Origin of the sequence: Streptomyces sp. NPDC015242 (assembly GCF_043079125.1) — a bacterium.
In the GTDB taxonomy this organism is placed as follows: domain Bacteria; phylum Actinomycetota; class Actinomycetes; order Streptomycetales; family Streptomycetaceae; genus Streptomyces.
Map to the genome: position 1 here is coordinate 222,233 of NZ_JBIBUF010000001.1, position 25,830 is coordinate 248,062.

Consider the following 25,830-nt stretch of genomic DNA (forward strand, 5'->3'; position numbering starts at 1 on the left):
GGGCCGGACGGTGTCCTGCCCGCACGAACGTACCCCTTCGCGGCGCGCTACAGCAGGTCGCGCGGCACCTTCTCGTTCCAGGTGCGGGAGAACACCCGGCGGTCGTCCTCGTACGCGTCCAGCGTCGCGTCCACGAAGAAGTCCGTCTCGTCGCAGCTGAGGCGGGTGTGCGTCACCACTCGCACGTCCCAGTCGCCGCGCCGGAACGACATGGTCCAGGCGGTCTCGCCCGCGGCCGAGGTGAAGTCGTCGGCGACCGCCGTGTACCGCTCGTGGGCCCGGCGGCCCGCCTCGATGCCGGTGTCCTCGAAGCGGACCGTGCCCCGGTCCTTCACGATGTCCAGCTCCGCGTGGTAGCCGACCAGGTCGCGCTTGACCTCCCAGCGCTCCTCCGGCGGTGTCAGCTGCCGCGTGGCGAGCGGGGGAGTGCCCTCCGGCTCACCGAACGGGGACGGCGGCACCTCGTCGGGTTCGTCGACCGGCCGCACCGGCAGTGTGAGGGTGCTGGTGCCTTCGTGGACGCTGAGCAGCGCCGGCCTCGGCGGGGGCCAGGCCAGCGGCCAGTAGGAGGTGGACAGGGAGAGCCGGACCCGGTGCCCGGGCGGGAACGCCTGGGCCACGCCGTTCAGCGGGATGGTGGCCCGGTACCGGCGGCCGGGCTCCAGCGGCTCCGGGGACTCCGTGCTGTCGCGGCGGGTGAGGTTGAGGATCCCGTACGACACGCGCGTAGCGGCGCCGTCGGGGCTCACGTCGGACAGCCGCGCGGCCACCATCGCGACCGGCTCGCTCACCGACAGCTCCAGCTCCACGGCCGGCGAGCCGAGGATCTCCAGCTGCTCGGTCAGCGGCTCGCTGTCGAAGACGAGGGAACCGCCGTCCTCCTCCCGCTGGTCGTACGGCAGGTCCGGGGGAGCGTTGTAGGAGGCCCACTTGCCCGCGAACTGGCCGACGGACAGCGGCGACCGTACGGTCATCGCCTCCCCGTCGGTGTCCCCGTCCGGGCCCGCGTCGTCCGGGTCCAGCGGCGGCCCGATGGTGTGCCGGGTGAGCGGGTGCGTCACCTGACGGATGTGCGGGGACGGCCAGTGCGGCTCACCGACCCAGCGGCCCGGGCGCTCCTCGTAGGAGGTCGAGGGCGGCACGCTGTCCTGCATCCAGGTGCGCAGCATGGGGCCGTCCATGACGCCGTTGTCGACGCCCTTGAGCCAGTGGTCCCACCACCGCACGAGTTCCTGGAGGTAGCCGATCGCCGGGCCGGGCTCCCCGAGGTGCGGGAACTTGTGCGACCACGGGCCGATCAGGCCTTTGCGCGGGACGTCCAGGTTGCCCAGCAGCCGGGTGACGGCGTTGGAGTAGCCGTCCGCCCATCCGCTGGAGGCCAGCACCGGGCAGGCCACGGCGGAGTAGTCCTCGCACACGGACGCGTGCCGCCAGTAGTCGTCGCGGCGCTGGTGGCGCAGCCACTGCAGCACCCACGGCTCGGTCTGCTCCAGCCGCTCGTGCCACATCGCGCGCCAGCGCTCGCCGACCACGGCCGGGTCGGGCGGGCAGGTGCCGTAGGCGAACATGGTGCCCGCCTCGGCGAGGTTGTCCGACAGCAGGGCGCCGCCCATGTAGTGCATGTCGTCGGCGTGCCGGTCGTCGGTGAAGGAGGCGATGGCGATGGCCTTCAGGCTCGGCGGACGGCGGGCCGCCACCTGCAGCGCCGCGAACGCGCCCCAGGAGATGCCCATCATGCCCGTGCCGCCGTCGCACCACGGCTGTTCCGCCAGCCAGGCCAGCACCTCCTCGGCGTCGGCCTGCTCGCGCTCCAGGTACTCGTCGCGCAGCACGCCCTCGGAGTCGCCGGTGCCGCGCAGGTCGACACGGACGCAGGCGTAGCCGTGCCCGGCGAGGTACGGGTGGTGGACCGAGTCCCGTACGGCCGTCAGGTCGCGCTTGCGGTACGGGATGTACTCCAGCACCGCCGGCACCGGCTCCGTGTCCGAGGCGGTGGGACGCCAGATGCGCGCGGAGAGCCGGACCCCGTCGGACATCGGGATCGTGACGTGCTCCTCCTCCTTGGTCGCGTAGGGCAGATCGGTCACGTAACGCATGGAACCCACGTGCTCCTCACTCTCGCGCGGCGTCGGTCTCGGGCGGGACGTCCTCGAAGGCGAGGCCCAGGGCGGCCACGCAGTGGTCGAACTTCTCCCGCAGTTCCTTCTCGTCCGCCCCGCCGGTGTAGATGTGCGCCAGCTCGTAGCTGTAGCTGTCCTGCCCGGGGAGTTCCGAGAGCCGGTCACCGGCGTGCGGGATCACCTCGATGCGCACGCCCGGCGTCTCCCGCTCGATCCGGTCGATCTCCTCGCGGCTCGGCACCCGGCGCACCACCCCGTCGGTGAACCAGCGGTGGTACCACTTCGCGGCCGTCGCGTACTCGCCCTGGCGGTGCGGCATGCGCGGGTCGTCGCCGAGGGCGAGGCTCACCATGCAGTGGTGGTTGGGCACCCCGTCGACGTACTGGAACAGCTCCGCGTGCGACTGCGAGTGCCGGGGGTTGATCTCCAGCAGGTCGATCTGCCGGGTGTGCGGGTCGTAGAAGTACTCGATGCTGAAGGTCGCCGAGTCCATCCCGATCTGCCGGATCACCCGCTCGCTGACGTCGTGCAGCTGCGCGATGACGGGCGGCGGCAGTGTCGAGGGGTACTGGTGGCGCAGGAAGCAGGAGGTACCGGGGTAGTTGATGGAGTCCAGCACGCCGTAGACGGTGACCTCGCCCCGGTGGACGTAGCCCTCGACGGCGACCTGCACGCCGGACATCGCCTCCTCGGCGAGGCAGACCCGGCCGCCGACGCCGTCCATCTCCGGTGGCAGGTCGATGCGTTCCAGCACGTGCTCGAAGGGCCGCCCGATCCGGGAGATGCCCGCGCGTATCTCGGAGACCGCTTTGTGGAACTCCTCCTCGTCGGCCACGCCGAAGGCGAGTTCCGAGGAGTAGGACAGGGCCGGCTTGACCCACATCGGGAACGTCACGCCCTCGGGCGGACGCGGCGGGTCGGCCGACAGGTCGACCCGGCCGAAGCGCGGGTGCCGCTCGGTGGCCTTCTGCTGCTCCAGCCGGCTCCAGTACTTGTGCTCGCACTTGACGACCGACTCCAGGCTGGTGCTGCGGGTGCCGTAGCGTTCGCTCAGCATCGGCACGAGCGTGCTGACCGGGAAGTCCCAGTAGCCGACGATCGCGTCGACGCTGCCGTCGAAGGCGTCCAGCACCCCCTGGGCCTTGTCGAGCAGTGCGGGCAGGCTCACCTCGCCGACCTGGAGTTCCTCGATGGTGAGCAACTGGTGGAAACGCAGCCGCTCGGCTCCCGGTAGCTGCCGCAGGGTCGGCAGGTTGGCTTCGTCGAGCCCGATCACGAAGACGTTCTTCACCGTCTCGTCCGGCACGGCTCTCCTTCCGACGGCCGGCCCGGAGGCCGGAAAGTGCAAGATCGCCGGAGTACCCGATGTGCCCACCGGCATGCAGGCACGGCACGCGTCCGCGCCGGCGCCGCCGCTCAGGCCCCGGTGGAGAGCGGCAGTTCGGCCCAGATGGTCTTGCCCGTGCCGGTCTGGCGGCTGCCCCAGCGCTCGGCGAGCTGGGCGACCAGCAGCAGTCCGCGTCCGCCCTCGTCGAAGACGCGGGCCCGGCGCAGGTGGGGCGCGGTGTTGCTGCCGTCGGACACCTCGCAGATGAGGGCCGTGTCGCGGATCAGCCGCAGCTCGATGGGGGCGCCGCCGTACCGCAGCGCGTTGGTGACCAGCTCGCTGACGATCAGCTCGGTGGCGAACTCCGCCTCCAGCAGACCCCATTCGGCCAGCTGCTCGCCCGCCATCTTGCGGGCCCGGGCCACCGCCGCGGGCTCGGGCGGCAGCCGCCAGGCCCGGACCTGCCCCTCGTCGAGCGCGGCCGCCCGGGCCAGCATCAGCACGATGTCGTCGGCGGGCCGGTCGGCCGGCACCGCGCGCAGCACCCGGTCGCAGGTCTCCTCCAGACTGCAGGCCGGGCCGCTCAACGCCCGCCGCAGCAGGCCGATCCCGGCCTCGACGTCGTGGTCGGCGGCCTCGATCAGGCCGTCGGTGTAGAGGGCGAGCAGGCTGTTCTCCTCCAGCACCAGCTCGACGGCCTCGAACGGCAGCCCGCCCAGGCCGAGCGGCGGACCGGCCGGCAGGTCGAGGATGCGGACGTCGCCGTCCGGTGTGACGAGGGCGGGCGGCGGATGCCCCGCCCGGGCCAGGGTGCAGCGCCGCGTCACCGGGTCGTACACGGCGTACAGGCAGGTGGCACCCACCTGCCCCGACGCCTCCGCGGCCCCGCGTGTCTCCGGGCCCTCCTCCCGGTCCAGCCGGATGACGAGGTCGTCCAGCTGGGTGAGCAGCTCGTCGGGAGCGAGGTCGACGTCCGCGAGCGTCCGTACGGCGGTCCGCAGCCGGCCCATCGTGGCAGAGGCCTGGATGCCGTGACCCACCACGTCACCCACGACCAGGGCGACCCGGGCGCCGGAGAGCGGGATGACGTCGAACCAGTCACCCCCGATGTCGGTCCCCGCGCCCGGCTGCGGGGGCCCGGAACCGGTCGGCAGATAGCGGTAGGCGATCTCCATCGCCGCCAGCCGCGGGGGCCGCTCGGGCAGCAGGCTGCGCTGCAGCGCCAGAGCCGTGCGGCGCTCACGCGTGTAGCGCCGGGCGTTGTCCACGCTCACCGCCGCACGGGCGACGATCTCCTCCGCGAGGAGCAGGTCGTCGTCGCTGAACGGCTCGGGCGTCCGGTGCCGCAGGAAGTGCACCAGGCCCAGGGTCACGCCCCGGGCGCGCAGCGGCACCATCATCACCGAGTGGATCATGTGCCGGGTCATGGACTCCGCGCGGGCCGGGGACGACCTGAGCCACCGGCGCAGCTCCGGGTCCCCCGGGCGGTGCCGGGTGGCCCGGCCCGCGGCCAGCGTCCGCAGCGGCAGCGTCCCGACCGGGTAGCGGGTCGCCTCGCCCGCGGCGACCACCGACTCGGGACAGCCCGGGAGCACCGAGCGCTGCGCGGTGCGCCGCACGGTGACCGGCGCGTCCGCCGGGAGCGGACCGGGCTCCTCGCCCAGCGCCACCGACTCCAGCAGGTCGACGGTGACGAAGTCCGCGAACCCGCCGACGGCCACCTCGGCCAGCTCCTCGGCCGTCCGGGTGACATCCAGGGTGCTGCCGATGCGCAGGCTGGCCTCGTTGAGCACGGCCAGCCGCCGCCGCGCCCAGTACTGCTCCGTGGTGTCGAACACGGTCGCGCACATGCCGTGCACGGCGCCGGTCTCGTCCTTCAGCGGCGACAGGAACATGGACCAGGCGTGCGGCCGGGTCTCGCCCGGGGCCTGCCCGTGCTCCTCGTGGAAGATCGTCTCGCCGGTGCGCAGCACCTGCCGCTGGAGCCGGTCGTACTCGTCGAAGGGCGGGGTGGGCTGGATCTCCCACAGGGTGAGGCCGCGCATCTCCTCCTCGGTCCGGCCCATCACCTGCGCCATGATCGCGTTGGCGGCGACGAGCCGCGCCTGCCGGTCGTAGACGGCCACGGGCACGGGCAGCTGGGACAGCGTCAGGTCCCACAGCTCGGCGGGCCGGTGCCCGGTCCGTCCGGCCAGGTGCGCCGGGGCGCTGCCGGTCACCAGCCACAGCCGCCCGCCGTCCGCGTCGAGCAGCGGCGTCCCCTGCAAGCGGACCACGACGCGGTCGCCGTCCCGGTGCCGCAGCGCGACCTCGCCGGACCACCGCCGGCCGTCGGTCACGTGCCGTCGGGTCGACGGGGGCAGGGCGGCGGCCAGCAGCTCGGTGACGGGCCGGCCGACGACCTCGGCGGAGGTGTGTCCCAGCAGGCGGCGCGCGCCGTCGCTCCACACCAGCACCGCCCCGCCGGCGTCGACGACCACCGCCAGGTCCTCCGGTACGCGTCCCTGCACAGTGCCTCCGGAAATGACGCCCTCGGCTGATTGCGCTGTTCCTGTCCCGATTGTCCCGCTCCCGGCCGCGCGGGGCGCGTCTGCCCGGAGGGTCCCCGGTGACCAGGGGCGACGCTCAGATGACCGCGCGGATGGCCCGCTCGAACCCCTCGACGTGCCCGCGGGCCAGCCGTGCCGCCCGTTCCGGCTCGCCCGCGACGACCGCCTCGATCAGCGGCCCGTGCTCCTCGACGTGGCCGGCCATGTCGGAGAGGCGGTCGAGGAACAGGCACCAGATGCGGGTGGCGAGGTTGTCGTGGCGGACGAGGGTGTCCTCCAGGTAGGGGTTGTGCGCGGCGGCGTAGATCGCGCGGTGGACCTGGAGGTCGAGGTGCATGAGCTCGGCGTCCTGCCGGCCGGGAGCCGTGCGGCCGAGCTCGCGTCGCAGCGCGGTCAGCGCCGCCCGGTCCGCGGCGGTCGCCCGGCGCGCGGCCCGGGCGGCGGCGAGCGGCTCCAGCTCCAGACGCACCTCGCAGATGTGCGCCAGGTCCGTGATGTTGACCTCGGTGGCGAAGGTGCCGCGCCGGGGATAGGTGATGATCAGCCGCTCGTACTGGAGGCGCTTGAGCGCCTCGCGCACCGGCGTACGCCCGACGCCGAGCGACTGGGCCAGCTGCTCCTCGTGGATCGGCGCCCCCGGGCGGATCTCCAGCATGACGAGCCGGTCGCGCAGGGCGCGGTAGGCGCGTTCCGCGAGGGAGAGCTCCTCGCCCGCGGGCTTTCCGCCCCCGGGCGCGGCCGTCAGCTGCTGCATGGAGGCCCCCTTGACCTGTCCGGCGAGCTCCCATACCGTACCGCACGGTCTGATATATCAGTCGTGCACGAGTCGGCCACCAGGACGGAGCCCCGGTATGACCGACCGACCGCCCCCAGAGCACCCCGACTTCCTCTGGCGCAACCCCGACCCCCGCTCCTCCTACGACGTCGTCATCGTCGGCGGCGGCGGCCACGGCCTGGCCACCGCCTACTACCTGGCGAGGAACCACGGCATCACGAACGTCGCCGTGCTGGAGAAGGGCTGGCTGGCCGGCGGCAACATGGCCCGCAACACCACGATCATCCGCTCGAACTACCTCCGGGACGAGAGCGCGGCCCTCTACGAGCACGCCCTGAAGCTGTGGGAGCGGCTCCCCGGGGAACTCGACTACGACTTCCTGTTCAGCCAGCGCGGCGTCCTCAACCTCGCCCACACCCTCCAGGACGTCCGCGAGGGCGTGCGCCGCGTCGGCGCCAACCGGCTCAACGGCGTCGACGCCGAGTGGCTGGAGCCGGATCAGGTCGCCGGGATCTGCCCCGTCCTGAACGTCTCGCCCCGCACCCGCTACCCGGTCCTCGGCGCCACCTTCCAGCCGCGGGCCGGCATCGCCAGGCACGACCACGTCGCCTGGGCGCTGGCCCGTGCCGCCGACGCGCTGGGCGTCGACCTGATCCAGGGCTGCGAGGTCACCGGCTTCCTCAAGGACGGCGACCGGGTCGTCGGCGTCGAGACCGGCCGCGGCCGGATCCACGCCGGGCGGGTCGGCCTCGCGGCGGCCGGGCACAGCAGCGTGCTGGCCGAACGGGCAGGCGTCCGGCTGCCCGTGCAGTCCCACCCGCTCCAGGCGCTGGTCTCCGAACTGCACGAGCCCGTGCACCCGACCGTCGTCATGTCCAACCACGTGCACGTCTACGTCTCCCAGGCCCACAAGGGCGAACTGGTGATGGGCGCGGGGGTCGACGCCTACAACGGGTACGGGCAGCGCGGCTCGTTCCACGTGATCGAACGGCAGATGGCGGCCGCCGTCGAACTGTTCCCGGTCTTCGCCCGCGCCCACGTGCTGCGCACCTGGGGCGGCATCGTCGACGTCACCCCGGACGCCTCCCCGGTCATCGGCCGTACGCCCGTGCCGGACCTCTACGTCAACTGCGGCTGGGGCACCGGCGGCTTCAAGGCCACACCGGCGGCCGGCTGGACCTTCGCGCACACCCTCGCCACGGGCGAGCCGCATCCGCTGAGCGCCCCCTTCACCCTGGAACGGTTCACCACGGGCGCCCTGATCGACGAGCACGGCGCGGCGGCCGTGGCCCACTGAGGAGGACCCCACCGTGCTGCTCATCCCCTGCCCGTGGTGCGGCCCGCGCGACGAGACCGAGTTCCACTACGGCGGACAGGCCCACGTCCCCTACCCCGAGGATCCGGCCGGCCTGACCGACGAGGAGTGGGCCGGCTACCTCTTCTACCGCGACAACCCCGAGGGCGAGTTCGCCGAGCGGTGGATGCACGGCACCGGCTGCCGCCGCTGGTTCCACGTGCTGCGCGACACCGCCACGCACGAGGTGCTGACCTCCTGCCGGCCCGGCGAACCCCACCCCGGAGGGACCCGATGACCCACCAGCGCTTCCGGCTCCCGCGGGGCGGGCGCGTCGACCGCCGCACCTCGCTGCGGTTCACCGTCGACGGACGGGAACTGACCGGCCACCCCGGCGACACCGTCGCCTCCGCCCTGCTGGCCCACGGCCTCGTCGAGGTCGCCCCCTCCCTCTACCGCGGGCGCCCGCGCGGCATCGTCGCCGCGGGCGCCGAGGAACCCAACGCCCTGCTGCGGCTCGACGGGCCGTGCGCGGAGAGCATGCTCCCGGCGACGACGGCCGAGCTGTACGACGGCCTGTCCGCCACCACCCTCTCCGGCCGGGGCCGGCTCGACCCGCGCCCCGACCCGGCCCGCTACGACAAGAAGTACGCGCACACCGACGTCCTGGTCGTCGGAGCCGGACCGGCCGGGCTGGCGGCGGCCGCCACCGCCGCCGGTTCCGGGGCCCGCGTGCTGCTCCTGGACGAGCAGCCGGAGCCCGGCGGCTCGCTGCTGTCCGGCGGCCTCGGCCGGGTCGCCGGGCTGCGCGCCGCGCTCGACGCCGCCGGCGAGACCGTCGTCCTGCCGCGCACCACGGCCTTCGGCTCGTACGACGACAACTACGTGCTGGCCCTCCAGCGGCGCACCGACCACCTGGGACCGGCGGCCCCCGAGGGCGTGTCGCGCCAGCGGCTGTGGCACATCCGGGCCCGCCGGGTGGTGCTGGCCACCGGCGCGCACGAGCGGCCGCTGGTCTTCGCCGGCAACGACCGGCCCGGGGTGATGCTCGCCGGTGCCGTCCGCGCCTACCTCGGCCGCTACGGCGTCGCGGCTGGTTCACGGGCTGTGGTGAGCACGACCAACGACAGCGCCTACGGCACGGTCGCGGACCTGCACGCCGCGGGCGTCGCCGTGGCGGCGGTCGTGGACGCGCGCCCCGAACCGTCCGCGCGGGCCGCCGAGGTCGCCGCCGCGACCGGCGTACGGATCCTCACCGCGAGCGCGGTCACCGGCACGGCCGGCGAAGGGCGGATCACCTCCGTCACCGTCCGCGGGATCGGGCCGGACGGCGAACTCACCGGTGCCGCCGAGTCCTTCGACTGCGACCTGCTCGCCGTCTCCGGTGGCTGGAGCCCGGTGGTGCACCTGCACAGCCAGCGCCAGGGACGGCTCCGCTGGGACGACGACCGGGCCGCCTTCGTCCCCGACGCAGCCGTGCGGGGCCAGCGGATCGTGGGCGCGGCCAACGGGACGTACGACCTGGACGGCTGTCTGGCCGAAGGGGCACGGGCCGGAGCGCTGGCGGCGACGGAGGCCGGTTTCCCGGTGCCCGTACCGCCGCTCCCCGCCGCCCCGCCCGCCGCCCCGACGCGGCCCCTGTGGCTCGTCCCCGGTGCCGACGGCACCTGGGACACGCACTTCGTCGACCTCCAGCGCGACGTCACGGTCGCGGACGTGCGGCGGTCCACCGGCACCGGCATGCGCGGCGTCGAACACGTCAAGCGCTACACCTCGCTCGGCACGGCCGGCGACCAGGGCAAGACGTCCGGCGTCAACGCCATCGGGGTGATCGCCGCGATCCTCGGCGGTTCCCCCGGCGAGATCGGCACCACGGCCTACCGGGCGCCGTACACGCCGGTCGCCTTCGCGGCCCTGGCCGGGCGGGAGCGCGGCGAGCTGTTCGACCCGGAGCGGACCACCCCCCTGCACGCCTGGCACGCCGCGCGGGGGGCGGTGTTCGAGGACGTGGGGCAGTGGAAACGCCCCCGGTACTACCCACGGCCCGGCGAGGACATGGACACTGCCGTGGCCCGGGAGTGCCGCGCGGCCCGCGAGGGCGTGGCGTTCATGGACGCCTCCACCCTCGGCAAGATCGAGATCCGGGGCGCGGACGCGGGCGAGTTCCTCGACCGGGTGTACACCAACGCCTTCAAGAAGCTCAAGCCCGGCACGGCCCGCTACGGCGTCATGTGCAGGCCCGACGGCATGATCTTCGACGACGGCGTGACCCTGCGCCTCGACGGCACCGGCTACTTCACGACCACCACGACCGGCAACGCCGCCGCGGTCCTGGACTGGCTGGAGGAGTGGCTGCAGACCGAGTGGCCCCACCTCGACGTGTACTGCACCTCGGTGACCGAGCAGTGGGCGACCATCGCGGTGGTTGGACCCCGGTCGCGTGAGGTCCTCGCCCCGCTCGCGCCGGACCTCGACCTGTCGGCCGAGGCGTTCCCCTTCATGGCCTTCCGTGAGACCACCCTCGCCTGCGGCGTCCCGGCCCGCGTCTGCCGCATCTCCTTCTCCGGCGAACTCGCCTACGAGATCAACGTCTCCGCCTGGTACGGCCGGGCCGTGTGGGAGCGGGTGCACGAGGCCGGGCAGCCGTACGGCATCACCCCCTACGGCACCGAGGCCATGCACGTGCTGCGTGCCGAGAAGGGCTACATCATCGTCGGGCAGGACACCGACGGCACGGTCACCCCGCAGGACGCGGGCATGTCCTGGGTGGTGTCGAAGCAGAAGGAGTTCATCGGCAAACGCTCCTTCTCCCGCGCCGACACCGCCCGCCCGGACCGCAAGCACCTGGTCGGCCTGCTGCCGCGCGACCGCACGACCCGGCTGCCCGAGGGCACCCAGCTCGTCGCCCCGGACGTCTCCCTGGAGACGGTGCCCGTGCCCATGCTCGGACACGTCACCTCCGGCTACCACAGTCCGGCTCTCGGCCGCCCCTTCGCGCTGGCGCTCGTCGCCGGCGGGCGCTCCCGCGTCGGGCAGACCCTGCTCGCCCTCGTCGGCGGGAAGCCGGTGCCCGTCGAGGTGACCGGCTGCGTCCTCTACGACCCGGAAGGGACCAGGCGTGATGGCTGAGCCCGCCAGCGGCGCGCGGGTGAGTCCCCTGGCGCACCTCGCGGAGCGGATGCGCGCCGCCGCCGTCACCGGACCCCGGGGCGTCGCGCTGTCCGAACTGCCCTTCCTCACCATGGTCGACCTGCGCGTCGACCCCGCCGCCGAAGCCGCCGAGCGCGTGGCGAAGGCCCTGGGCGCGCCGCTCCCGGACCACTGCGGCGACACCACCGCGTCCGCGCGCCACACACTCCTGTGGCTCGGCCCCGACGAGTGGCTGGTGGTGTCCGGGGCGGACGGGGCGGCCCTGACCGCCGGGTTGCGGGCGGCCCTCGGACCGGACCCGGGATCGGTCGTCGACGTCTCCGCACACCGCACGACCCTGGAGCTGAACGGCCCGTCCGCCCGGCTGGTGCTGGAGAAGGGCTGCCCGCTGGACCTGCATCCCCGGGCCTTCGGACCGGGCCGGGCGGTGGCGACCACGGTCGGCCCCGTCGCCGTGCTGCTCTGGCAGACCGACGACCGCCCGGGCTACCGGCTGCTGGCGCGCTCCTCGTTCGCCGGCCACCTGGCCCGGTGGCTCATCGACGCGATGGGCGAGTTCCGCGCACCGCGGGTGCCGTGACGGCCGCGGCGGCGCGGCACGTCCCGCGCCCGGCCGTCAGGCCGCCAGACGCTCCGCCAGCAGGAAGCCGCCGATGACCATCATCAGCACGCCGGAGGCCCGGGTGACCGCCCGGGCCACGGCGGGCCTGGTCCTCAGCACCGTGCGGGCCAGGACGCCGACGGCCAGGTAGACGACGGCACAGGCGGTCATGTGCAGGGCGCCGAGCAACCCGGTCTGGGTGGCGACCGGCCAGCCGCCCGCCGGGTCGACGAACTGCGGGAAGAGCGAGAAGTACAGCAGCAGGGCCTTGGGGTTGAGCCCGCTGGTGCCGGCGCCCTTGAGCACGATCCGCAGCCGGGAGGAGCCGTCGGTGTCCGCCTGCGGTCCGGCGACCGCCGGCACGGCCGGCTGCCGCAGCGCGTCCCAGCCCAGCCACACCAGAAAGCCGGCCCCCGCGACGGTCAGGGCCGTGAGCAGGGTCGCCGAACTCGCCACGACCACGACCAGGCCCGCCACGGCGAGCAGCGTGTAGCCCGCGTAACCGGCGACCAGCCCGGCGACCGCCGGCACGACCGACCGGTCCCGGAGCCCCGCGGTGATCGCGTAGGCCCAGTCCGCGCCGGGTGTGGCCACCAGCAGCAGATCCATGACCAGGAAGGCCGCCAGCGTCGTCGTGTCCATGAAGCGTCCCTCTCACGTGCCGTGGTGCGAGAGGAAGGCTAGGCCGGATCCGTGCGAAGGTGTTCCCGTATTTACTCCATGATCGCGCCCTCTGGGGCAGAATCTTCGCCATGGATGCCCTCGACCGGAAAATTCTCACCGAGCTGCAGCGGGACGGCCGTCTCACCGTCACCGAGCTGGCCGCCCGCGTCCAGCTGAGCGTCTCGCCGTGCCACCGCCGGCTGCGCGACCTCGAACGCGAGGGCGCGATCCGCGGCTACCGCGCGGTGGTGGACCCGGCCGCCGTGGGCCTCCACTTCGAAGCCCTCGTCTTCGTGACCCTGCGCTGGGAGGACGCCGACACCGTCTCCGCCTTCGAGGAGGGCGTGGCGGCCGTCCCGCACGTGCTCCAGGCCCAGCGCCTCTTCGGCGACCCCGACTACCTGCTGCGCGTCGCCACCGCCGACCTGGCCGCCTTCCAGCAGCTCTACGACGAGCGGCTCGCCCGGCTGCCGGGCGTGCAGCGCCTGAACTCCACCCTCGTGATGAAGCACGTGGTGGACGACCGGCCGCTGCCCGGGTGAGGAACGGGAACGGACCGCAAGGCCCGCACGTTGCCCAGGAGTTCGCCCGCGTCACCGACCGAGGGAGCATCGTGCCCGGCACCCCGCCCGACCCGCCCGCCACCGTCCTCCCCGCGCTCCCGTCCGCGAGCGCGCAGGCCGAACGGCTCATCGAGCTGGGGGTGCACGAGATCGCCGGACTGCCCGCCGGCGAGATCCGGGCCTTCGCCGCCGCGGCCCGGGCCGACGGCGCGCTGCTGGCCGTGCACCCCGACCGGGCCCACGCCTCCGCCCTGGCGCCGCTGCTGCGCCGCGGGGACAGGCCGGGCTTCGTCGTCGTCGACATGCCGGACGTCGACGCGTTCGCACCCAGCGGCGTCGACCTGCCCGACGCCCCGCTCTACTTCGTCACCGGCGTCGACCGCGGTGACCGCATGGCCGGCTGGAGCCCCGGTGAGGCCCTGCCGGCCCTCACCGGCGAGGGCCGCACCCCGCTCGTCCTCACCGAGGGCATCCACTGGCTGCTCCAGCAGCCCGAGGCCCTGGAACGCAACCGCTGCTTCATGACCATCGGCTCCCGGCTGCGCAAGCCCGACGGCACCCTGGACGCCCGCACGCCCGCGATCTGGATCAGCAACGGCACCGGGCGGGACGGCCGCGAGCGCCGTGACGCCCCGAAGGTCGGCTGGTGCTGGTGGAACAACCGCCACACCTGGCTCGGCTTCGCCTCGGCGACGGACCGCACACCGTAGCCACCGGATGCGCGGGGGAGGAGGCGCCCCGGCCGGCGGCCCGCGGGCGGTCTTCCGCGCGCAGAGGACGGCGACGACGCCCGCGGCAGCTGCGCCCCTGGCGTAGCCCGCGGTCGCGGACGGGCGCCCGGTCGTGTGTGCTGGTCGCCTGGTGGGGAACCTGTTCCCGCGCGAGTCCGCTCTGGCGAAGGGAGCTCATGTGACGGCATCGGCGCCGGACAGTGGCGAGGGCCCGGGCGCGGGCGGACGGGACGGCGACCACGAGCCGGAGCCGCGCCGGTGGCGGGCCCTGTGGGTCACCCTGGTCGCGGGCTTCATGAGTCTGCTGGACGTGTCGATCGTGGCCGTGGCCCTGCCGACCATCCAGCGGGAACTGGACGCCTCCGCCGCGCAGGTGCAGTGGGTGGTGTCCGGGTACGCCCTCAGCTTCGGCCTCGCCCTCGTCACGGCCGGCCGGCTCGGCGACGCCCTGGACCGGCGCCGCATCTTCCTGCTCGCCCTGAGCGGCTTCGTGCTGTTCAGCGCGGCCTGCGGGGCGGCTCCCAGCATCGCCCTGCTGGTGGCGGCCCGCCTCGCCCAGGGCCTGGCGGCCGGTTTCATGGCGCCGCAGAACTCCGCGCTGATCCAGCAGATGTTCCGGGGCGCCGAACGCGGCCGCGCCTTCGGCTTCTTCGGGGCCACCGTCGGCATCTCCTCCGCGGTCGGCCCCCTGGCCGGCGGCCTCGTCCTGGCGCTGGCCGACGGCCCCCAGGGCTGGCGGTGGATCTTCTACATCAACGTCCCCATCGGCGTCCTCGCCGTTCTCCTCGGCCGCCGTCTGCTGCCGCGCACCCGGCGCTCCGGCCGGGAACACGTGGACCTGCCCGGTGTGCTCCTCCTCGGCCTCGGCGTCCTCGCGCTCATGTACCCGCTGGTGCAGGCGGAGGCCGGCGGGCTCACCCGCCTGTGGTGGCTGTTCCCCGTCGGCGCCGCCCTGCTGGCGGTCTTCGCCCTGTGGCAGCGCCGCCTGCTGGCCCGCGGCACCCAGCCGCTGCTCGACCCGCGCCTGTTCACCGAGGTGCGCGGCTACGCCGTCGGCGCCGGCGTCGGCACGCTCTACTTCATCGGTTTCAGCGGCATCTGGCTGGTGTTCGCCCTCTTCTACCAGCACGGGCTGGGGTTCTCACCGCTGCGCTCCGCGCTCGCCGTGACGCCCTTCGCGGTCGGCTCGGCCTGCGCGGCAGCCGTCTCGGGCCGGCTGGTGGACCGGCTCGGGCGGCTGCTGACCGTGGGCGGGCTCACCGGGGTGATCCTCGGGCTCGGCGGCACCGCGCTGCTGCTGCGCTTCGCGCCCCTCGGCATCGCGCCCTGGCTGGCCGCTCCGGCCCTGTTCCTCGGCGGTCTCGGCGGCGGGTGCGTGATCTCCCCCAATATCACCATGACCCTGCGGGACGTCCCCGTGCACATGGCCGGAGCCGCGGGAGGTGCCCTGCAGACCGGGCAGCGGCTCGGCGCCGCCGTCGGCACCGCCGCCCTGCCCGGCCTCTTCTACCTGGTGCTCAGCCACCGTGACGGCGACTACCGCGGCGCCCTCTTCCTCGCCCTGGTCGCCGGGATCGTGGGCATGGCGGCGTCGCTGGCCCTCGCCGCGTTCGACTGGCGGCGCGACAGCCGGGCCGGGCAGCCCCACCGCGCCTGCCCCGACGACGTCGCGCACAGCCCGGTGCACGCCCGGCAGAGCTGAGTCGCAAGGTGACGTGTCAACCATGCGTACACTCGGCGCATGGCAGAAGAAGCGCGGTGGCTGACCGCTGAGGAGCAGCGCGCCTGGCGGGGCTTCATCCGTCTGCAGGAGCGGCTCGTCGGGCGCCTCGGGCGGCTGCTCCAGTCGGAGTCCCACGTGTCGCCCGCCGACTTCGCGGTCCTGGTGCACCTGACGGACGCCCCGGACGGGCGCCGCCGCCAGCTGGACCTGGCCCGCGCCCTGGAGTGGGAGAAGAGCCGGATGTCCCATCACATCGCGCGGATGGCGCGACGGGGCACGGTGGCGCGCGAGGAGTGCCCCGAGGACGGGCGCGGCGCGTTCGTGGTGATCACGGACGCCGGGCGCGCGGCGATCGAGGCCGCCGCTCCGCGCCATGTCGCCGCCGTGCGTGAGCTGTTCATGGACCACGTCACGCCGGCCGAACTGCGGGTGCTGGCCGAGATCTCCGAGCGCGTGCTCGCCAGGCTGGACGAGGGCGAGCGGCCCTGACGGCCGCCGCCGTGATCATCCGCCGTGCCGTCCGTCATGGCCTTCCGACGGCCCGCGTGCCATAGTGGTTGATGTGACAACCAGAACGGGTGAGGGGTGGTCCCGGTGAGCAACGTGGAAACCGCGCCGCAGGCGCTGCGCTGCGGAGCGGCCGGGGACGGCGGCGCACCGGCCGGGACACCGCGCGTGGAGGTGCTGTCCGCGCGCGAGGTGCCCCTGGGCGGGCCGCGGGCCATGCCCGTGCGCCGGACTCTGCCCCAGCGGGCCCGGTCCCTGATCGGCGCCTGGTGCTTCGCCGACCACTACGGCCCGGTCGACGCCACCGAGAGGGGCATGGTCGTCCCGCCGCACCCGCACACCGGCCTGCAGACCGTGAGCTGGCTCTTCAGCGGGGAGATCGAGCACCGCGACACGCTCGGCACCCACGCCCTGATCCGCCCCGGCGAGCTGAACCTCATGACCGGCGGCCACGGCATCGCCCACTCGGAGGTCTCCACCCCCGCGACGACCGTGCTGCACGGCGTCCAGCTGTGGGTGGCCCTGCCCGGTGAACACCGTGACGCCGCGCGGGACTTCCAGCACCACGTGCCCGAACCCGTACGCGTCGGGGGCGCCGGCGTCAGGGTTTTCCTGGGCTCGCTCGCCGGCAGCACCTCCCCGGTGCGGACCTTCACGCCCCTGCTCGGCGCCGAGATCACCCTCGAACCGGGGGCGACGCTCACCCTCGACGTGGACACCGCCTTCGAACACGGCCTCCTCGTCGACAGCGGGGACGTCCGACTCGCCGGCACCCCGCTGAAGCCCGCCGACCTCGGGTACGTCCCCTGCGGCACCGACACCCTGACGATCACGAACGGCTCCGCCGCCCCCGCCCGGACGGTCCTGCTCGGCGGTCCTCCCTTCGAGGAGGAGATCATCATGTGGTGGAACTTCATCGCCCGCTCGCACGAGGAGATCGTGCAGGCGCGCGAGGACTGGGAGCGGGGCACCCGGTTCGGCGTCGTCCAGGGCTACGACGGCGATCCCCTCCCGGCACCGGCCCTGCCGAACATGCCGCTGAAACCGCGGGCCAGGGCCCGCTGACGTCCCCGCTCAGGTCAGGGTCTGCGGGCGTGGTGTGACGGGGGCCCGGCCCGTCCGGGCCTCCAGGGCGCGCACGACCGCCACCATGTCCTCGGCGCCGTGGCCCCCCGCGACGGTCTCCTCGTAGAGGGTGTGGCAGACGTCGAGCAGCGGGGACGCCAGGTCCGCCGCGCGGGCGGCCTCGGCGATCAGGCGGTTGTTCTTCAGGACGTCCGCGGCGGCCGCCTGGACGGTGAAGTCGCGCTCCAGCAGCTTCGGCGCCTTGCCACGGGAGACGGCGCTGGCCATCGGCCCGGCGTCCAGGACGTCCCGCAGCAACCGCTGGTCCACCCCGTGCCGGTCCGCGAAGTGGAACGCCTCGGCGAGCCCTGTGACCTGGGTGATCAGGAACAGGTTCACCGAGAACTTCATCAGCAGCGCGCCCGGTACCGCCCCGCACGCGAACGTCTCCCGGCACATCGGGGCGAGCAGCGGCCGGACGGCCGCCACGGCGTCGTCGTCACCGGCCAGCATCCCCACCAGTTCGCCCCGCTCCGCCGGGACGCGCGAGCCCGACACCGGGGCCTCGACGTACCGCCCGCCCGCGGCGCGCACGTCGTCCTGGAGAGCGCGCGAGTACACCGCGGACGTCGTGCCCATGTGGACGAGGGTGCGGCCGGCGAGGCGCGCGGCGGCATCCGTCCCGCCCCGGCCCAGCACCGCGTCGACGGCGGCCTCGTCGGCCAGCATCAGGAACACCGTGCCGGACCGCTCCAGGACCTCGCCCGCGCTCGCGGCGACCTCCGCGCCGGCGGCCCGCAGCGGTGCGCAGCGCTCAGGGGTGCGGTTCCACACCACGAGCCGTGTGCCCGCTCGGGCGAGGTTGAGCGCCATGGGCTGTCCCATGACCCCGAGGCCGATGAATCCGACGTCCACCACGCACCGCCTCCCCGGGCCCCGCGGGCCGCCGTGCCACTGCCGCGTCTCGGCTATGACAGCGGTCATAGTAGCCGCGGTATGACACCGGTCATAGGGTGGCGTCGCAACGGACTGCACGAAGGGGAGGCCGGCGATGGCGGCGACCGAGCGGGGGCCACGCGAGCGGATGGTGTTCAGCACGGCCCAGCTGATCCGGCGCGAGGGGGTCGCCTCCACCGGCATGCGTGAGGTCGCCGCCGAGGCCGCCGCGCCGCGCGGATCACTCCAGCACTACTTCCCCGGCGGCAAGACCCAGCTGGTCGACGAGGCCGTCGGCTGGGCGGGCCGCTACGCGGCGGGCCGTGTCGCGCGGTTCCTGGCCGCGCTGGCGGAGCCCACCCCGAGCGGGCTGTTCACCGCGATGGTGCGTCAGTGGACCGACGAGTACGAGACCGCCGGCTTCTCGGGCGGCTGCCCCGTGGCGGCGGCCACCGTCGACTGCGCCGAGGCCGCCCCCTCGACCCGGCAGGCCGCCTCCGCCGCGTTCACCGCCTGGACGGCGGCGGTCGCCGCGGCCCTGGTGGAGACGGGCGTGCCCGGGGAACGGGCGGGGCCGCTCGCCACGCTGATGATCAGCTCCCTGGAAGGGGCGATCCTCCTGGCCCGGGCGGAGCGGGACGTGCGCCCCCTGACGACCGTGGCACGCGAACTCGGTCCGCTGCTCGACGCGGCGGTGCGCACCCGCGGCTGACCGGCCGCGGCGCGCCCCGCCCCGCCCCGGGGTCAGCCCACCCGGATGCCCACGATGCACGTGTCGTCGTCCGTGTCCGACTTGCTGTAGGTCAGCAGGCGGTCGAGTTGCTGATCGAGGGTGCTGGGAGCGGTGCGCGCGGTGGTCAGCAGATGCGTCAGCGACTCCTCGACGGGCCGGTCACGCCGTTCGATCAGGCCGTCCGTGTACATCAGCAGCGTGTCACCGGCGGCCAGTTGCATCTCGTTCTCCTCGTACACCGCCTCGGGGACGGCACCGAGCAGCAGGCCCTTGCCCAGCGGCAGCGGAGCCGCCTCCGCGTCCCGGACCAGGACCGGGGGCAGATGGCCGCCCCGGGCCCAGCGCAGCGTCCGCCGCTCCGGGTCGTACAGCCCGCACACCGCCGTCGCCGTGACGGCGCCGTTCAGGTGGTGCGCCACGATGTTGAGCCACGACAGCAACTGGCCCGGCCCGGCACCGGTCACCGCCAGACCGCGCAGCGCGTTGCGCAGGACCACCATGCTGGTGGCCGCCTCGATGCCGTGCCCGGCCACGTCCCCGACGCACAGCAGCACCATCCCGGACGGCAGCACGACGGCGTCGTACCAGTCACCGCCCACCAGCTGCTCGGTCTCCGCCGGCCGGTAGCGGACCGCCACCTGCAGACCCGCCACCTGCAACGGCGCCTGCGTCGGCGGCATGATGGCGTGCTGCAGCTGCAGGGTGAGCCGGTTGCGCTCGGTGGCCTGCTGCTCGGTGTGCGCCAGCTGGTCGCGCGTGGCGGCCAGCGCCACCTCCGTCCAGTGCTGGGCCGAGATGTCCTGACAGGCGCCGCGCAGCAGCAGCAGCCGGTCGTCCGTGTCGAGCACGGGCTCGGCGACGATCCGGATGTGGCGGGTCACCCCGTCCGGACGCTGCAAACGGAAGGCCGCGGCCGCCGGGCGCCGGTGGTGCAGCAGCGTGCGCAGGAAGCGGCGGATGGAGACGCCGTCGTCCGGGTGCGCGTGGGCCGGCAGCTCCTCCAGCGGCACCGGGGTGCTCGACTGCGGCCGCCCGAAGAGGTCGAACAGCTGCCCGTTCCAGGTGATCTCACCGGTCAGCACGTTCTCCTCGAACCCGCCGATCCGGCCCAGGCGCTGGGCGTGCTGCAGCAGACTGGCCAGCCGGGCCGTCTCGTCCTCGATCCGCCAGATCAGGAGCACCGACGTGCCGTGCCGGCTGACGCTGATGTCCGCGACCGCCGACAGGGGCACCTGGTCGACGAGGGCGGTGAGGTTCATCCGGCGGGCCCTGAAGGGCTCACCGGTGGCGTAGACGCGCTCGACGCGCTGGAACAGCTCGCTCTCCCCGGCGGCCATCGGATAGGCCTCCAGCAGCAGCGCGCCGCTGACCACGGCCCGGGGCCGTCCGGCCGGGTCGAGGAAGCGGTCGTTGACGTGCTGGATGCGGAAGTCCACCAGATGCCCGTCGGCGTCCAGGTGCGGCACCAGGACCAGGGCGGGATCGTGCAGCCCGTCGGCCAGGTCCATCAGCTCCGCGGCGTCCGGCACGACACGGGGCTCCTGCGTGCCCGGCAGCGGTGTGTACATCTCCAGCGTGTGCGCGCACAGTTCGGCCAGCGCCTCCACCTGGCGGACGATCTGCGGGGGCTGCCGCTCCAGGGGACCGGGCCAGGCGATCTCCAGCACGCCGTGGACGCGCCCTCCGGTGCCGGCGGGCAGGGCTGCCCGGCCGCCGTCCGGATGGTGGTGCAGCCCGATGGTGGGCAGCCCGGTGTCCTTGAGCGCGGTGATCCAGTGCCCGTCGCGCTCCACGAGGCCCCGGCGCGCCACCGTCACCACCTCCGGCGGGACGTAGCGCCAGCGCGTGGCCTCGGCGGGGGAGAAGCCCGCACTGCCCGCCAGGGTCAGCGAACCGTCGGGGCCCGCCGCCCATATGGCCACGGCCACCGCGCCGAGGGGGCGCAGCGCCTGCTCCAGCAGGGCGTCGGCGACGGCCTGGGTGTCGTCGGCGGCCAGCACACCGCTCTCGGCCGCGCGCAGGCGCACGGCGGCGGCCGCCTCGGCCTCCGCCGCCTCGTCGGCGGCCTTGGTGGCGGCGAGGAAGGCGTCGGTCACCTCGGACATCCGGTCCCGGGCGGCCTGGTTGATGACGTCGACGGCCAGCTCCAGGGGGCTGACCTGGGCCTGCTCGGCCAGCTCGGAGAGCTGCCGCGCGGCCTGGGCCGGACCGCACTTCAGCCGCTCCACCAGCACGCCCTTGGCCAGCTCGATCAGCGCACGCCCCTCGGCCTCCGCCTGGGCGGCCCGCACCTCCCGGGTGAGCCGCTCCACGGTGGCCGCCAGCCGTCCCACGGGGGAGTCCGGCGAGACACCGCCAAGCTCCGCCAGCAGTCTCTCGGGGGAGACCACCTCCCCGTCGGAGATCATCCACTGCTCGTACGACGGCTCTCGGACGTCGCCCGCCGGCCCCTGGGGGGCGAAGGACGCCGCGTCGGCGGAGTCGCGCTGCGGCTCACCGGCCCGGCCCGGTTCGCGCGGCTGCTCGGACATGCTCACGGTGTGGATGCTCCTCGGCTTCAGCGCCCGGTGGCGCGGAACGGCTGGCCCTGCGGGACGCCCGGCCCGCCGGTGTGCGGATCGGGCGCCGACGTGCTCACGAGGGCAGCCAGCGGCGGACACACGCGATCAGATCGCGCGTGTCGACCGGCTTGGTGACGTAGTCGCTCGCACCCGAGGCGAGACTCTTGTCCCGGTCCCCGGGCATCGCCTTCGCCGTGACGGCGATGATCGGCAACTCCGCGTACTGCGGCATCTTGCGGATCTCCGCCGTCGCGGTGTAGCCGTCCATCTCCGGCATCATCACATCCATCAGCACGATCGCGACGTCCGGGTTGTTCACCAGCGTCTCGATGCCCCGCCGCCCGTTCTCCGCGTGCAGGACCCGGAAGCCGTGCAGCTCCAGGATGCCGCTGAGGGCGAAGAGGTTGCGCGCGTCGTCGTCGACGACCAGGACGGTCCGGCCCGCCGACGCGTCGTCGACCACCGGCGGCGTCATCGGCTGCGCCTCCTCGGGCCGCACCAGGGACAGTACGTCCCCCGGCTCCTCGGCGGACAGGTGCAGGGCGATCCGCTCGCGCAGTTCGTCGAGGCTGGACAGCAGCTCCAGCGCCCCGCCCGCCGAGCGGGCGCGCAGCGTCTCGTCCAGGGCGACGTCCGTCGGGTGGCTGCTGTGCACCAGCACCGGGACGCTCGTCAGGGCCGAGTCGCCCTCCAGGGCCTGGAGGAACCGGGACGCCTCGCCGTCACCCATGCCCAGCTCCAGGACGACGCAGTGGCACGGGTCGGCCGCGAGCGCACCGGCCGCCTCCTGCGCGCCGACGGCCGTGATGACGTCGACGGCGGGCCGCTGCGCACTGTCGGCCCGGCCGTGCGTCAGGTCGGCGACCACGCTCTCCGCGACGAGCGTGAGCAGCCCACGCGGCCGCTCCTCCACCACGAGCAGGCGCCGCGGCCGCGGCCCGGGCCCGATCTGCGGCACGGGCGCCGGCTGCGAGGAGCCCTCCGGCAGGGGTTCGGCCGAAGGCCGCTCCGGGGCCCTGCCGTGGTTGAGCAGTTCCTCGAAGTCGGGGCGGGCCACCGGCAGGAACAGGGTGAAGGTGCTGCCCTGCCCCGGCGTGCTGTCCACCGTCACGGCACCGCCGAGCAGCTGGGCGATCTCCCGCGTGATGGACAGGCCCAGACCGGTGCCCCCGTACTTGCGGCTGGTCGTGCCGTCCGCCTGCTGGAAGGCGCCGAAGATGGTCTCCAGGTTCTGCTCCGGGATGCCGATGCCGGTGTCCTTCACCCGGAAGGCCACCACGGCACCGCCCCGGACCACGCCCTCGGGCACCTCCTCGTCCGTCGCGGGCTCGATGCTCAGCTCCACGCCGCCCTGCTCGGTGAACTTCACCGCGTTCGACAGGAGGTTGCGCAGCACCTGACGCAGCCGGGAGTCGTCCGTGAGCAGGTCGGCGGGGGCGCCCGGCGCGGTCGTGACGGTGAAGTCCAGGCTCTTCTGGGTCGTCATGGGCCGGAAGGTGGCCTCGACGTACTCGATGAGCTGACGCAGCGCCACCCGCTCGGGCGCCACGTCCATCTTCCCGGCCTCCACCTTCGACAGGTCGAGGATGTCGTTGATCAGCTGAAGCAGGTCGGAGCCGGCGGAGTGGATGATCTGCGCGTACTCGACCTGCTTGGGGGTGAGGTTGCGGGACGGGTTCTGCGCCAGCAGCTGGGCCAGGATCAGCAGGCTGTTGAGCGGGGTGCGCAGCTCGTGGCTCATGTTGGCCAGGAACTCCGACTTGTACTTGGAGGCCAGCGACAGCTGCTGGGCGCGGGTCTCCAGCTCCTGCCGGGCCTGCTCGATCTGCAGGTTCTTCGCCTCGATGTCCCGGTTCTGCGCCACGAGCAGCGAGGCCTTCTCCTCCAGCTCCGCGTTGGAGCGCTGGAGCTCCTCCTGCTGCACCTGCAGCTCGGTGGAACGGGCCTGGAGCTCGACCGTCAGCCGCTGCGACTCCTCCAGCAGCTCGTCGGTGCGGGCGTTGGCCACGATGGTGTTGAGGTTGACGCCGAGGGTCTCCATCAGCTGCGCGAGGAAGTCGCGGTGGATCTGTGTGAAGGGGGCCACCGACGCCAGCTCGATCACGCCGAGGACCTGGCCCTCGACCACGATGGGCAGCAGCACCAGCGCCGTCGGCACCATCTCGCCGAGGCCGGACGAGATGGTGACGTAGCCGGGCGGCACCTCGTCCACCAGGATGGTGCGCTTGCTGCGGGCCGCCTGCCCGACCAGGGTGCGGCCGAAGGCGATCCGGGTGGGCCGGGTGCTGTCCTCCGGGTAGCCGTAGGAGCCGACGAGCCGCAGCTCGGGCCCGTCGTCCGCGTCCTCGGCCAGGTAGAAGGCGCCGTACTGGGCCGACACCAGCGGGACCAGTTCGTCCATGATCAGCTCGGCGACCACGGGCAGGTCGCGGTGGCCCTGCATCAGGCCGGAGATCCGGGCGAGGTTGGTCTTGAGCCAGTCCTGCTCCTGGTTGGCCCGGGTGGTCTCGCGCAGGGACTCCACCATCGAGTTGATGTTGTCCTTGAGCTCGGCGACCTCGCCGGAGGCCTCCACGTTGATCGAGCGGGTCAGATCGCCCTCGGCGACCGCGCTGGTCACCTCGGCGATCGCCCGCACCTGCCGGGTCAGGTTGCCCGCCAGCTCGTTGACGTTCTCCGTCAGGCGCTTCCACGTGCCCGAGACGCCCTCGACCTCGGCCTGGCCGCCGAGGCGGCCCTCGGTGCCGACCTCGCGGGCGACGCGGGTGACCTCGTCGGCGAAGGCGGAGAGCTGGTCGACCATGGTGTTGATCGTCGTCTTGAGTTCGAGGATCTCGCCCCGGGCGTCGACGTCGATCTTCTTCGACAGGTCGCCCTTGGCCACCGCGGTCGTCACCAGCGCGATGTTGCGCACCTGGCCGGTGAGGTTGTTGGCCATCGAGTTGACGTTGTCGGTGAGGTCCTTCCAGGTGCCGGCCACGTTCGGCACGTGCGCCTGGCCGCCGAGGCGCCCCTCCGTGCCGACCTCGCGGGCGACGCGGGTGACCTCGTCCGCGAAGGCCGACAGCGTGTCGACCATCGTGTTGATGACCTCGGCGAGCGCGGCCACCTCGCCCTTGGCCTCGACCGTGATCCGCTGCGACAGGTCGCCGCGCGCCACGGCGGTGGCGACCTGGGCGATGGAGCGGACCTGGCCGGTCAGGTTGGACGCCATCACGTTGACGTTGTCGGTGAGGTCCTTCCAGGTGCCCGACACACCGCGCACCTGCGCCTGGCCGCCGAGGCGGCCCTCGGTGCCGACCTCGCGGGCGACGCGGGTGACCTCGTCGGCGAAGGCGGAGAGCTGGTCGACCATCGTGTTGATGGTGGACTTCAGCTCCAGGATCTCGCCGCGCGCGTCGACGGTGATCTTCTGTGAGAGGTCGCCCTTGGCGACGGCGGTGGCGACGAGCGCGATGTTGCGGACCTGGCCGGTGAGGTTGCCGGCCATGAAGTTCACGGAGTCGGTCAGATCGCGCCAGGTGCCCTTGACGCCCTTGACGTCCGCCTGGCCGCCGAGGCGGCCCTCGGTGCCGACCTCGCGGGCGACACGTGTGACCTCGTCGGCGAAGGCGGAGAGCTGGTCGACCATCGTGTTGATGGTGGACTTCAGCTCCAGGATCTCGCCGCGCGCGTCGACGGTGATCTTCTGTGAGAGGTCGCCCTCGGCCACCGCCGTGGTGACCTGGGCGATGGACCGGACCTGGCTGGTCAGGTTGCCGGCCATGTGGTTCACGGAGTCGGTCAGATCACGCCAGACACCGGCCACGCCGGGCACCTGCGCCTGGCCGCCGAGGCGGCCTTCGCTGCCGACCTCGCGGGCGACGCGGGTGACCTCGTCGGCGAAGGCGGAGAGCTGGTCGACCATCGTGTTGACGGTCTCCTTCAGCTGCAGGATCTCGCCGCGCGCGGGCACGTCGATCTTCTGCGACAGGTCGCCCTTGGCCACCGCCGTGGCCACCTGGGCGATGTCACGGACCTGAGTCGTCAGGTTGCCCGCCATGGCGTTGACCGAGTCGGTCAGGTCGGCCCAGGTGCCGGAGACGCCCGGCACCTCCGCCTGCCCGCCGAGCGTGCCCTCCGTACCGACCTCTCGGGCCACCCGGGTGACCTCGGAGGTGAACACGGACAGCTGGTCGACCATGCCGTTGAAGACCTTGGCGATGTCGCCCATGAGGCCGTCCGCGTCGTCCGGGAGCCGGGTGCCGAAGTCCCCGTCCCGTACGGCGGTCAGGCCGGCCAGCAGTCGCCGAAGCTCCTGGTCGCCCGGCACCACGTCGACCGCCCCGGTGCTGTCGCTGGTCATGCGCACCCTCGTTCCGCTCCCCAAGAGCCCTCGTGAAACCGAGGACTCGGAACCCCTCCGGACCGCGGCGGCGGCCCGGGTGTCGTGCTTGCATTTCCGTAGTCACGGATCTGCGCGATGAGAAATACGCCGCAGGCTAACCCACGTTTCGAGTCCCTCACAAAGCCTGCCCCGAACGGTCACCTCC

18 protein-coding genes are annotated in these 25,830 nt (G+C 73.6%); 10 read left to right on the forward strand and 8 right to left on the reverse strand.

Translation table 11 applies throughout. From position 1 onward, the window contains the following. Window positions 1-47 precede the first annotated feature (47 nt). The 4 genes from ACF07N_RS01075 to ACF07N_RS01090 all read right to left on the reverse strand — a co-directional run bounded on the left by ACF07N_RS01075 (window position 48) and on the right by ACF07N_RS01090 (window position 6,750). Window positions 48-2,096, reverse strand: a complete 2,049-nt coding sequence (locus ACF07N_RS01075; protein ID WP_392106756.1) for a CocE/NonD family hydrolase — start codon at window positions 2,094-2,096, stop codon at window positions 48-50. 16 nt (window positions 2,097-2,112) lie between these two features. Then, entirely contained in the window at window positions 2,113-3,426 is a 1,314-nt protein-coding gene (locus ACF07N_RS01080) for an acetyl-CoA carboxylase biotin carboxylase subunit family protein (protein WP_392106759.1), read from the reverse strand. A 110-nt stretch (window positions 3,427-3,536) separates the two neighbouring features. Beyond that, window positions 3,537-5,957 carry a SpoIIE family protein phosphatase gene (locus ACF07N_RS01085; protein ID WP_392106762.1) on the reverse strand — a complete coding sequence of 807 codons (2,421 nt, stop codon included), beginning with the start codon at window positions 5,955-5,957 and terminating at the stop codon, window positions 3,537-3,539. A 115-nt stretch (window positions 5,958-6,072) separates the two neighbouring features. Next, complete coding sequence (locus ACF07N_RS01090; RefSeq protein WP_392106765.1) at window positions 6,073-6,750, reverse strand: GntR family transcriptional regulator; 678 nt, start codon at window positions 6,748-6,750, stop codon at window positions 6,073-6,075. A 97-nt stretch (window positions 6,751-6,847) separates the two neighbouring features. On the opposite strand from ACF07N_RS01090, the gene ACF07N_RS01095 reads away from it, so the two are divergent. The 4 genes from ACF07N_RS01095 to ACF07N_RS01110 are packed head-to-tail and all read left to right on the forward strand — an operon-like array spanning window position 6,848 to window position 11,795. Next, window positions 6,848-8,068: a sarcosine oxidase subunit beta family protein gene (locus ACF07N_RS01095; protein ID WP_392106768.1), complete on the forward strand. Its 1,221-nt coding sequence runs from the start codon at window positions 6,848-6,850 to the stop codon at window positions 8,066-8,068. A gap of 13 nt (window positions 8,069-8,081) precedes the next feature. Then, window positions 8,082-8,363, forward strand: coding sequence for a sarcosine oxidase subunit delta (locus ACF07N_RS01100; protein WP_392106771.1), 282 nt, complete (start codon window positions 8,082-8,084; stop codon window positions 8,361-8,363). Continuing rightward, a complete protein-coding gene (locus ACF07N_RS01105) occupies window positions 8,360-11,194 on the forward strand; it encodes a sarcosine oxidase subunit alpha family protein (RefSeq protein WP_392106774.1) in 2,835 nt (944 codons plus the stop codon). The genes ACF07N_RS01100 and ACF07N_RS01105 overlap by 4 nt, the downstream gene beginning before the upstream one ends. Further along, window positions 11,187-11,795, forward strand: a complete 609-nt coding sequence (locus ACF07N_RS01110) for a sarcosine oxidase subunit gamma (RefSeq protein ID WP_392106777.1) — start codon at window positions 11,187-11,189, stop codon at window positions 11,793-11,795. Before ACF07N_RS01105 ends, ACF07N_RS01110 begins: the two co-directional genes overlap by 8 nt. Window positions 11,796-11,831: 36 nt before the next feature. Here the strand turns inward: ACF07N_RS01110 and ACF07N_RS01115 are convergent, their stop codons facing one another. Continuing rightward, the gene (locus tag ACF07N_RS01115) at window positions 11,832-12,458 is read right to left on the reverse strand and encodes a LysE family translocator (RefSeq protein ID WP_392106780.1); all 627 of its coding nucleotides are present in this window, start codon (window positions 12,456-12,458) and stop codon (window positions 11,832-11,834) included. Between the two features lie 110 nt (window positions 12,459-12,568). On the opposite strand from ACF07N_RS01115, the gene ACF07N_RS01120 reads away from it, so the two are divergent. From ACF07N_RS01120 to ACF07N_RS01140, 5 genes are all read left to right on the forward strand, one after another. Beyond that, complete coding sequence (locus tag ACF07N_RS01120) at window positions 12,569-13,021, forward strand: Lrp/AsnC family transcriptional regulator (RefSeq protein ID WP_383332611.1); 453 nt, start codon at window positions 12,569-12,571, stop codon at window positions 13,019-13,021. Window positions 13,022-13,092: 71 nt separating this feature from the next. Next, the gene (locus ACF07N_RS01125; RefSeq protein WP_392106783.1) at window positions 13,093-13,752 is read left to right on the forward strand and encodes a DUF5701 family protein; all 660 of its coding nucleotides are present in this window, start codon (window positions 13,093-13,095) and stop codon (window positions 13,750-13,752) included. Between the two features lie 199 nt (window positions 13,753-13,951). Then, on the forward strand, window positions 13,952-15,475 hold the full coding sequence (locus ACF07N_RS01130) for an MFS transporter (RefSeq protein ID WP_392106786.1): 1,524 nt from the start codon (window positions 13,952-13,954) through the stop codon (window positions 15,473-15,475). Window positions 15,476-15,514: 39 nt separating this feature from the next. After that, window positions 15,515-15,985: a MarR family winged helix-turn-helix transcriptional regulator gene (locus ACF07N_RS01135; RefSeq protein ID WP_383332605.1), complete on the forward strand. Its 471-nt coding sequence runs from the start codon at window positions 15,515-15,517 to the stop codon at window positions 15,983-15,985. 105 nt (window positions 15,986-16,090) lie between these two features. Beyond that, complete coding sequence (locus ACF07N_RS01140) at window positions 16,091-17,068, forward strand: pirin family protein (RefSeq protein WP_392106789.1); 978 nt, start codon at window positions 16,091-16,093, stop codon at window positions 17,066-17,068. A 9-nt stretch (window positions 17,069-17,077) separates the two neighbouring features. On the opposite strand, the gene ACF07N_RS01145 is transcribed toward ACF07N_RS01140, so the two are convergent. Beyond that, on the reverse strand, window positions 17,078-17,983 hold the full coding sequence (locus ACF07N_RS01145) for an NAD(P)-dependent oxidoreductase (protein ID WP_392108711.1): 906 nt from the start codon (window positions 17,981-17,983) through the stop codon (window positions 17,078-17,080). A gap of 136 nt (window positions 17,984-18,119) precedes the next feature. Between ACF07N_RS01145 and ACF07N_RS01150 the strand changes: the two genes are divergently transcribed. Next, window positions 18,120-18,716 (forward strand): TetR/AcrR family transcriptional regulator, encoded by a 597-nt coding sequence (locus tag ACF07N_RS01150; RefSeq protein ID WP_392106792.1) that lies wholly within the window; start codon window positions 18,120-18,122, stop codon window positions 18,714-18,716. A 32-nt stretch (window positions 18,717-18,748) separates the two neighbouring features. Here the strand turns inward: ACF07N_RS01150 and ACF07N_RS01155 are convergent, their stop codons facing one another. Together ACF07N_RS01155 and ACF07N_RS01160 are read right to left on the reverse strand one after the other, a co-directional pair. Beyond that, window positions 18,749-21,145, reverse strand: coding sequence for a SpoIIE family protein phosphatase (locus ACF07N_RS01155; protein WP_392108714.1), 2,397 nt, complete (start codon window positions 21,143-21,145; stop codon window positions 18,749-18,751). A gap of 226 nt (window positions 21,146-21,371) precedes the next feature. Further along, window positions 21,372-25,643, reverse strand: coding sequence for a HAMP domain-containing protein (locus ACF07N_RS01160; protein ID WP_392106795.1), 4,272 nt, complete (start codon window positions 25,641-25,643; stop codon window positions 21,372-21,374). Window positions 25,644-25,830: the final 187 nt, after the last annotated feature.

Coding starts and splice junctions, on each gene's coding strand:
- ACF07N_RS01075 (WP_392106756.1), bottom strand. CDS start 2,096: ATGCGTTACGTGACCGATCTGCCCTACGCGACCAAGGAGGAGGAGCAC.
- ACF07N_RS01090 (WP_392106765.1), bottom strand. CDS start 6,750: ATGCAGCAGCTGACGGCCGCGCCCGGGGGCGGAAAGCCCGCGGGCGAG.
- ACF07N_RS01095 (WP_392106768.1), top strand. CDS start 6,848: ATGACCGACCGACCGCCCCCAGAGCACCCCGACTTCCTCTGGCGCAAC.
- ACF07N_RS01105 (WP_392106774.1), top strand. CDS start 8,360: ATGACCCACCAGCGCTTCCGGCTCCCGCGGGGCGGGCGCGTCGACCGC.
- ACF07N_RS01110 (WP_392106777.1), top strand. CDS start 11,187: ATGGCTGAGCCCGCCAGCGGCGCGCGGGTGAGTCCCCTGGCGCACCTC.
- ACF07N_RS01115 (WP_392106780.1), bottom strand. CDS start 12,458: ATGGACACGACGACGCTGGCGGCCTTCCTGGTCATGGATCTGCTGCTG.
- ACF07N_RS01120 (WP_383332611.1), top strand. CDS start 12,569: ATGGATGCCCTCGACCGGAAAATTCTCACCGAGCTGCAGCGGGACGGC.
- ACF07N_RS01135 (WP_383332605.1), top strand. CDS start 15,515: ATGGCAGAAGAAGCGCGGTGGCTGACCGCTGAGGAGCAGCGCGCCTGG.
- ACF07N_RS01150 (WP_392106792.1), top strand. CDS start 18,120: ATGGCGGCGACCGAGCGGGGGCCACGCGAGCGGATGGTGTTCAGCACG.
- ACF07N_RS01155 (WP_392108714.1), bottom strand. CDS start 21,145: ATGATCTCCGACGGGGAGGTGGTCTCCCCCGAGAGACTGCTGGCGGAG.
- ACF07N_RS01160 (WP_392106795.1), bottom strand. CDS start 25,643: ATGACCAGCGACAGCACCGGGGCGGTCGACGTGGTGCCGGGCGACCAG.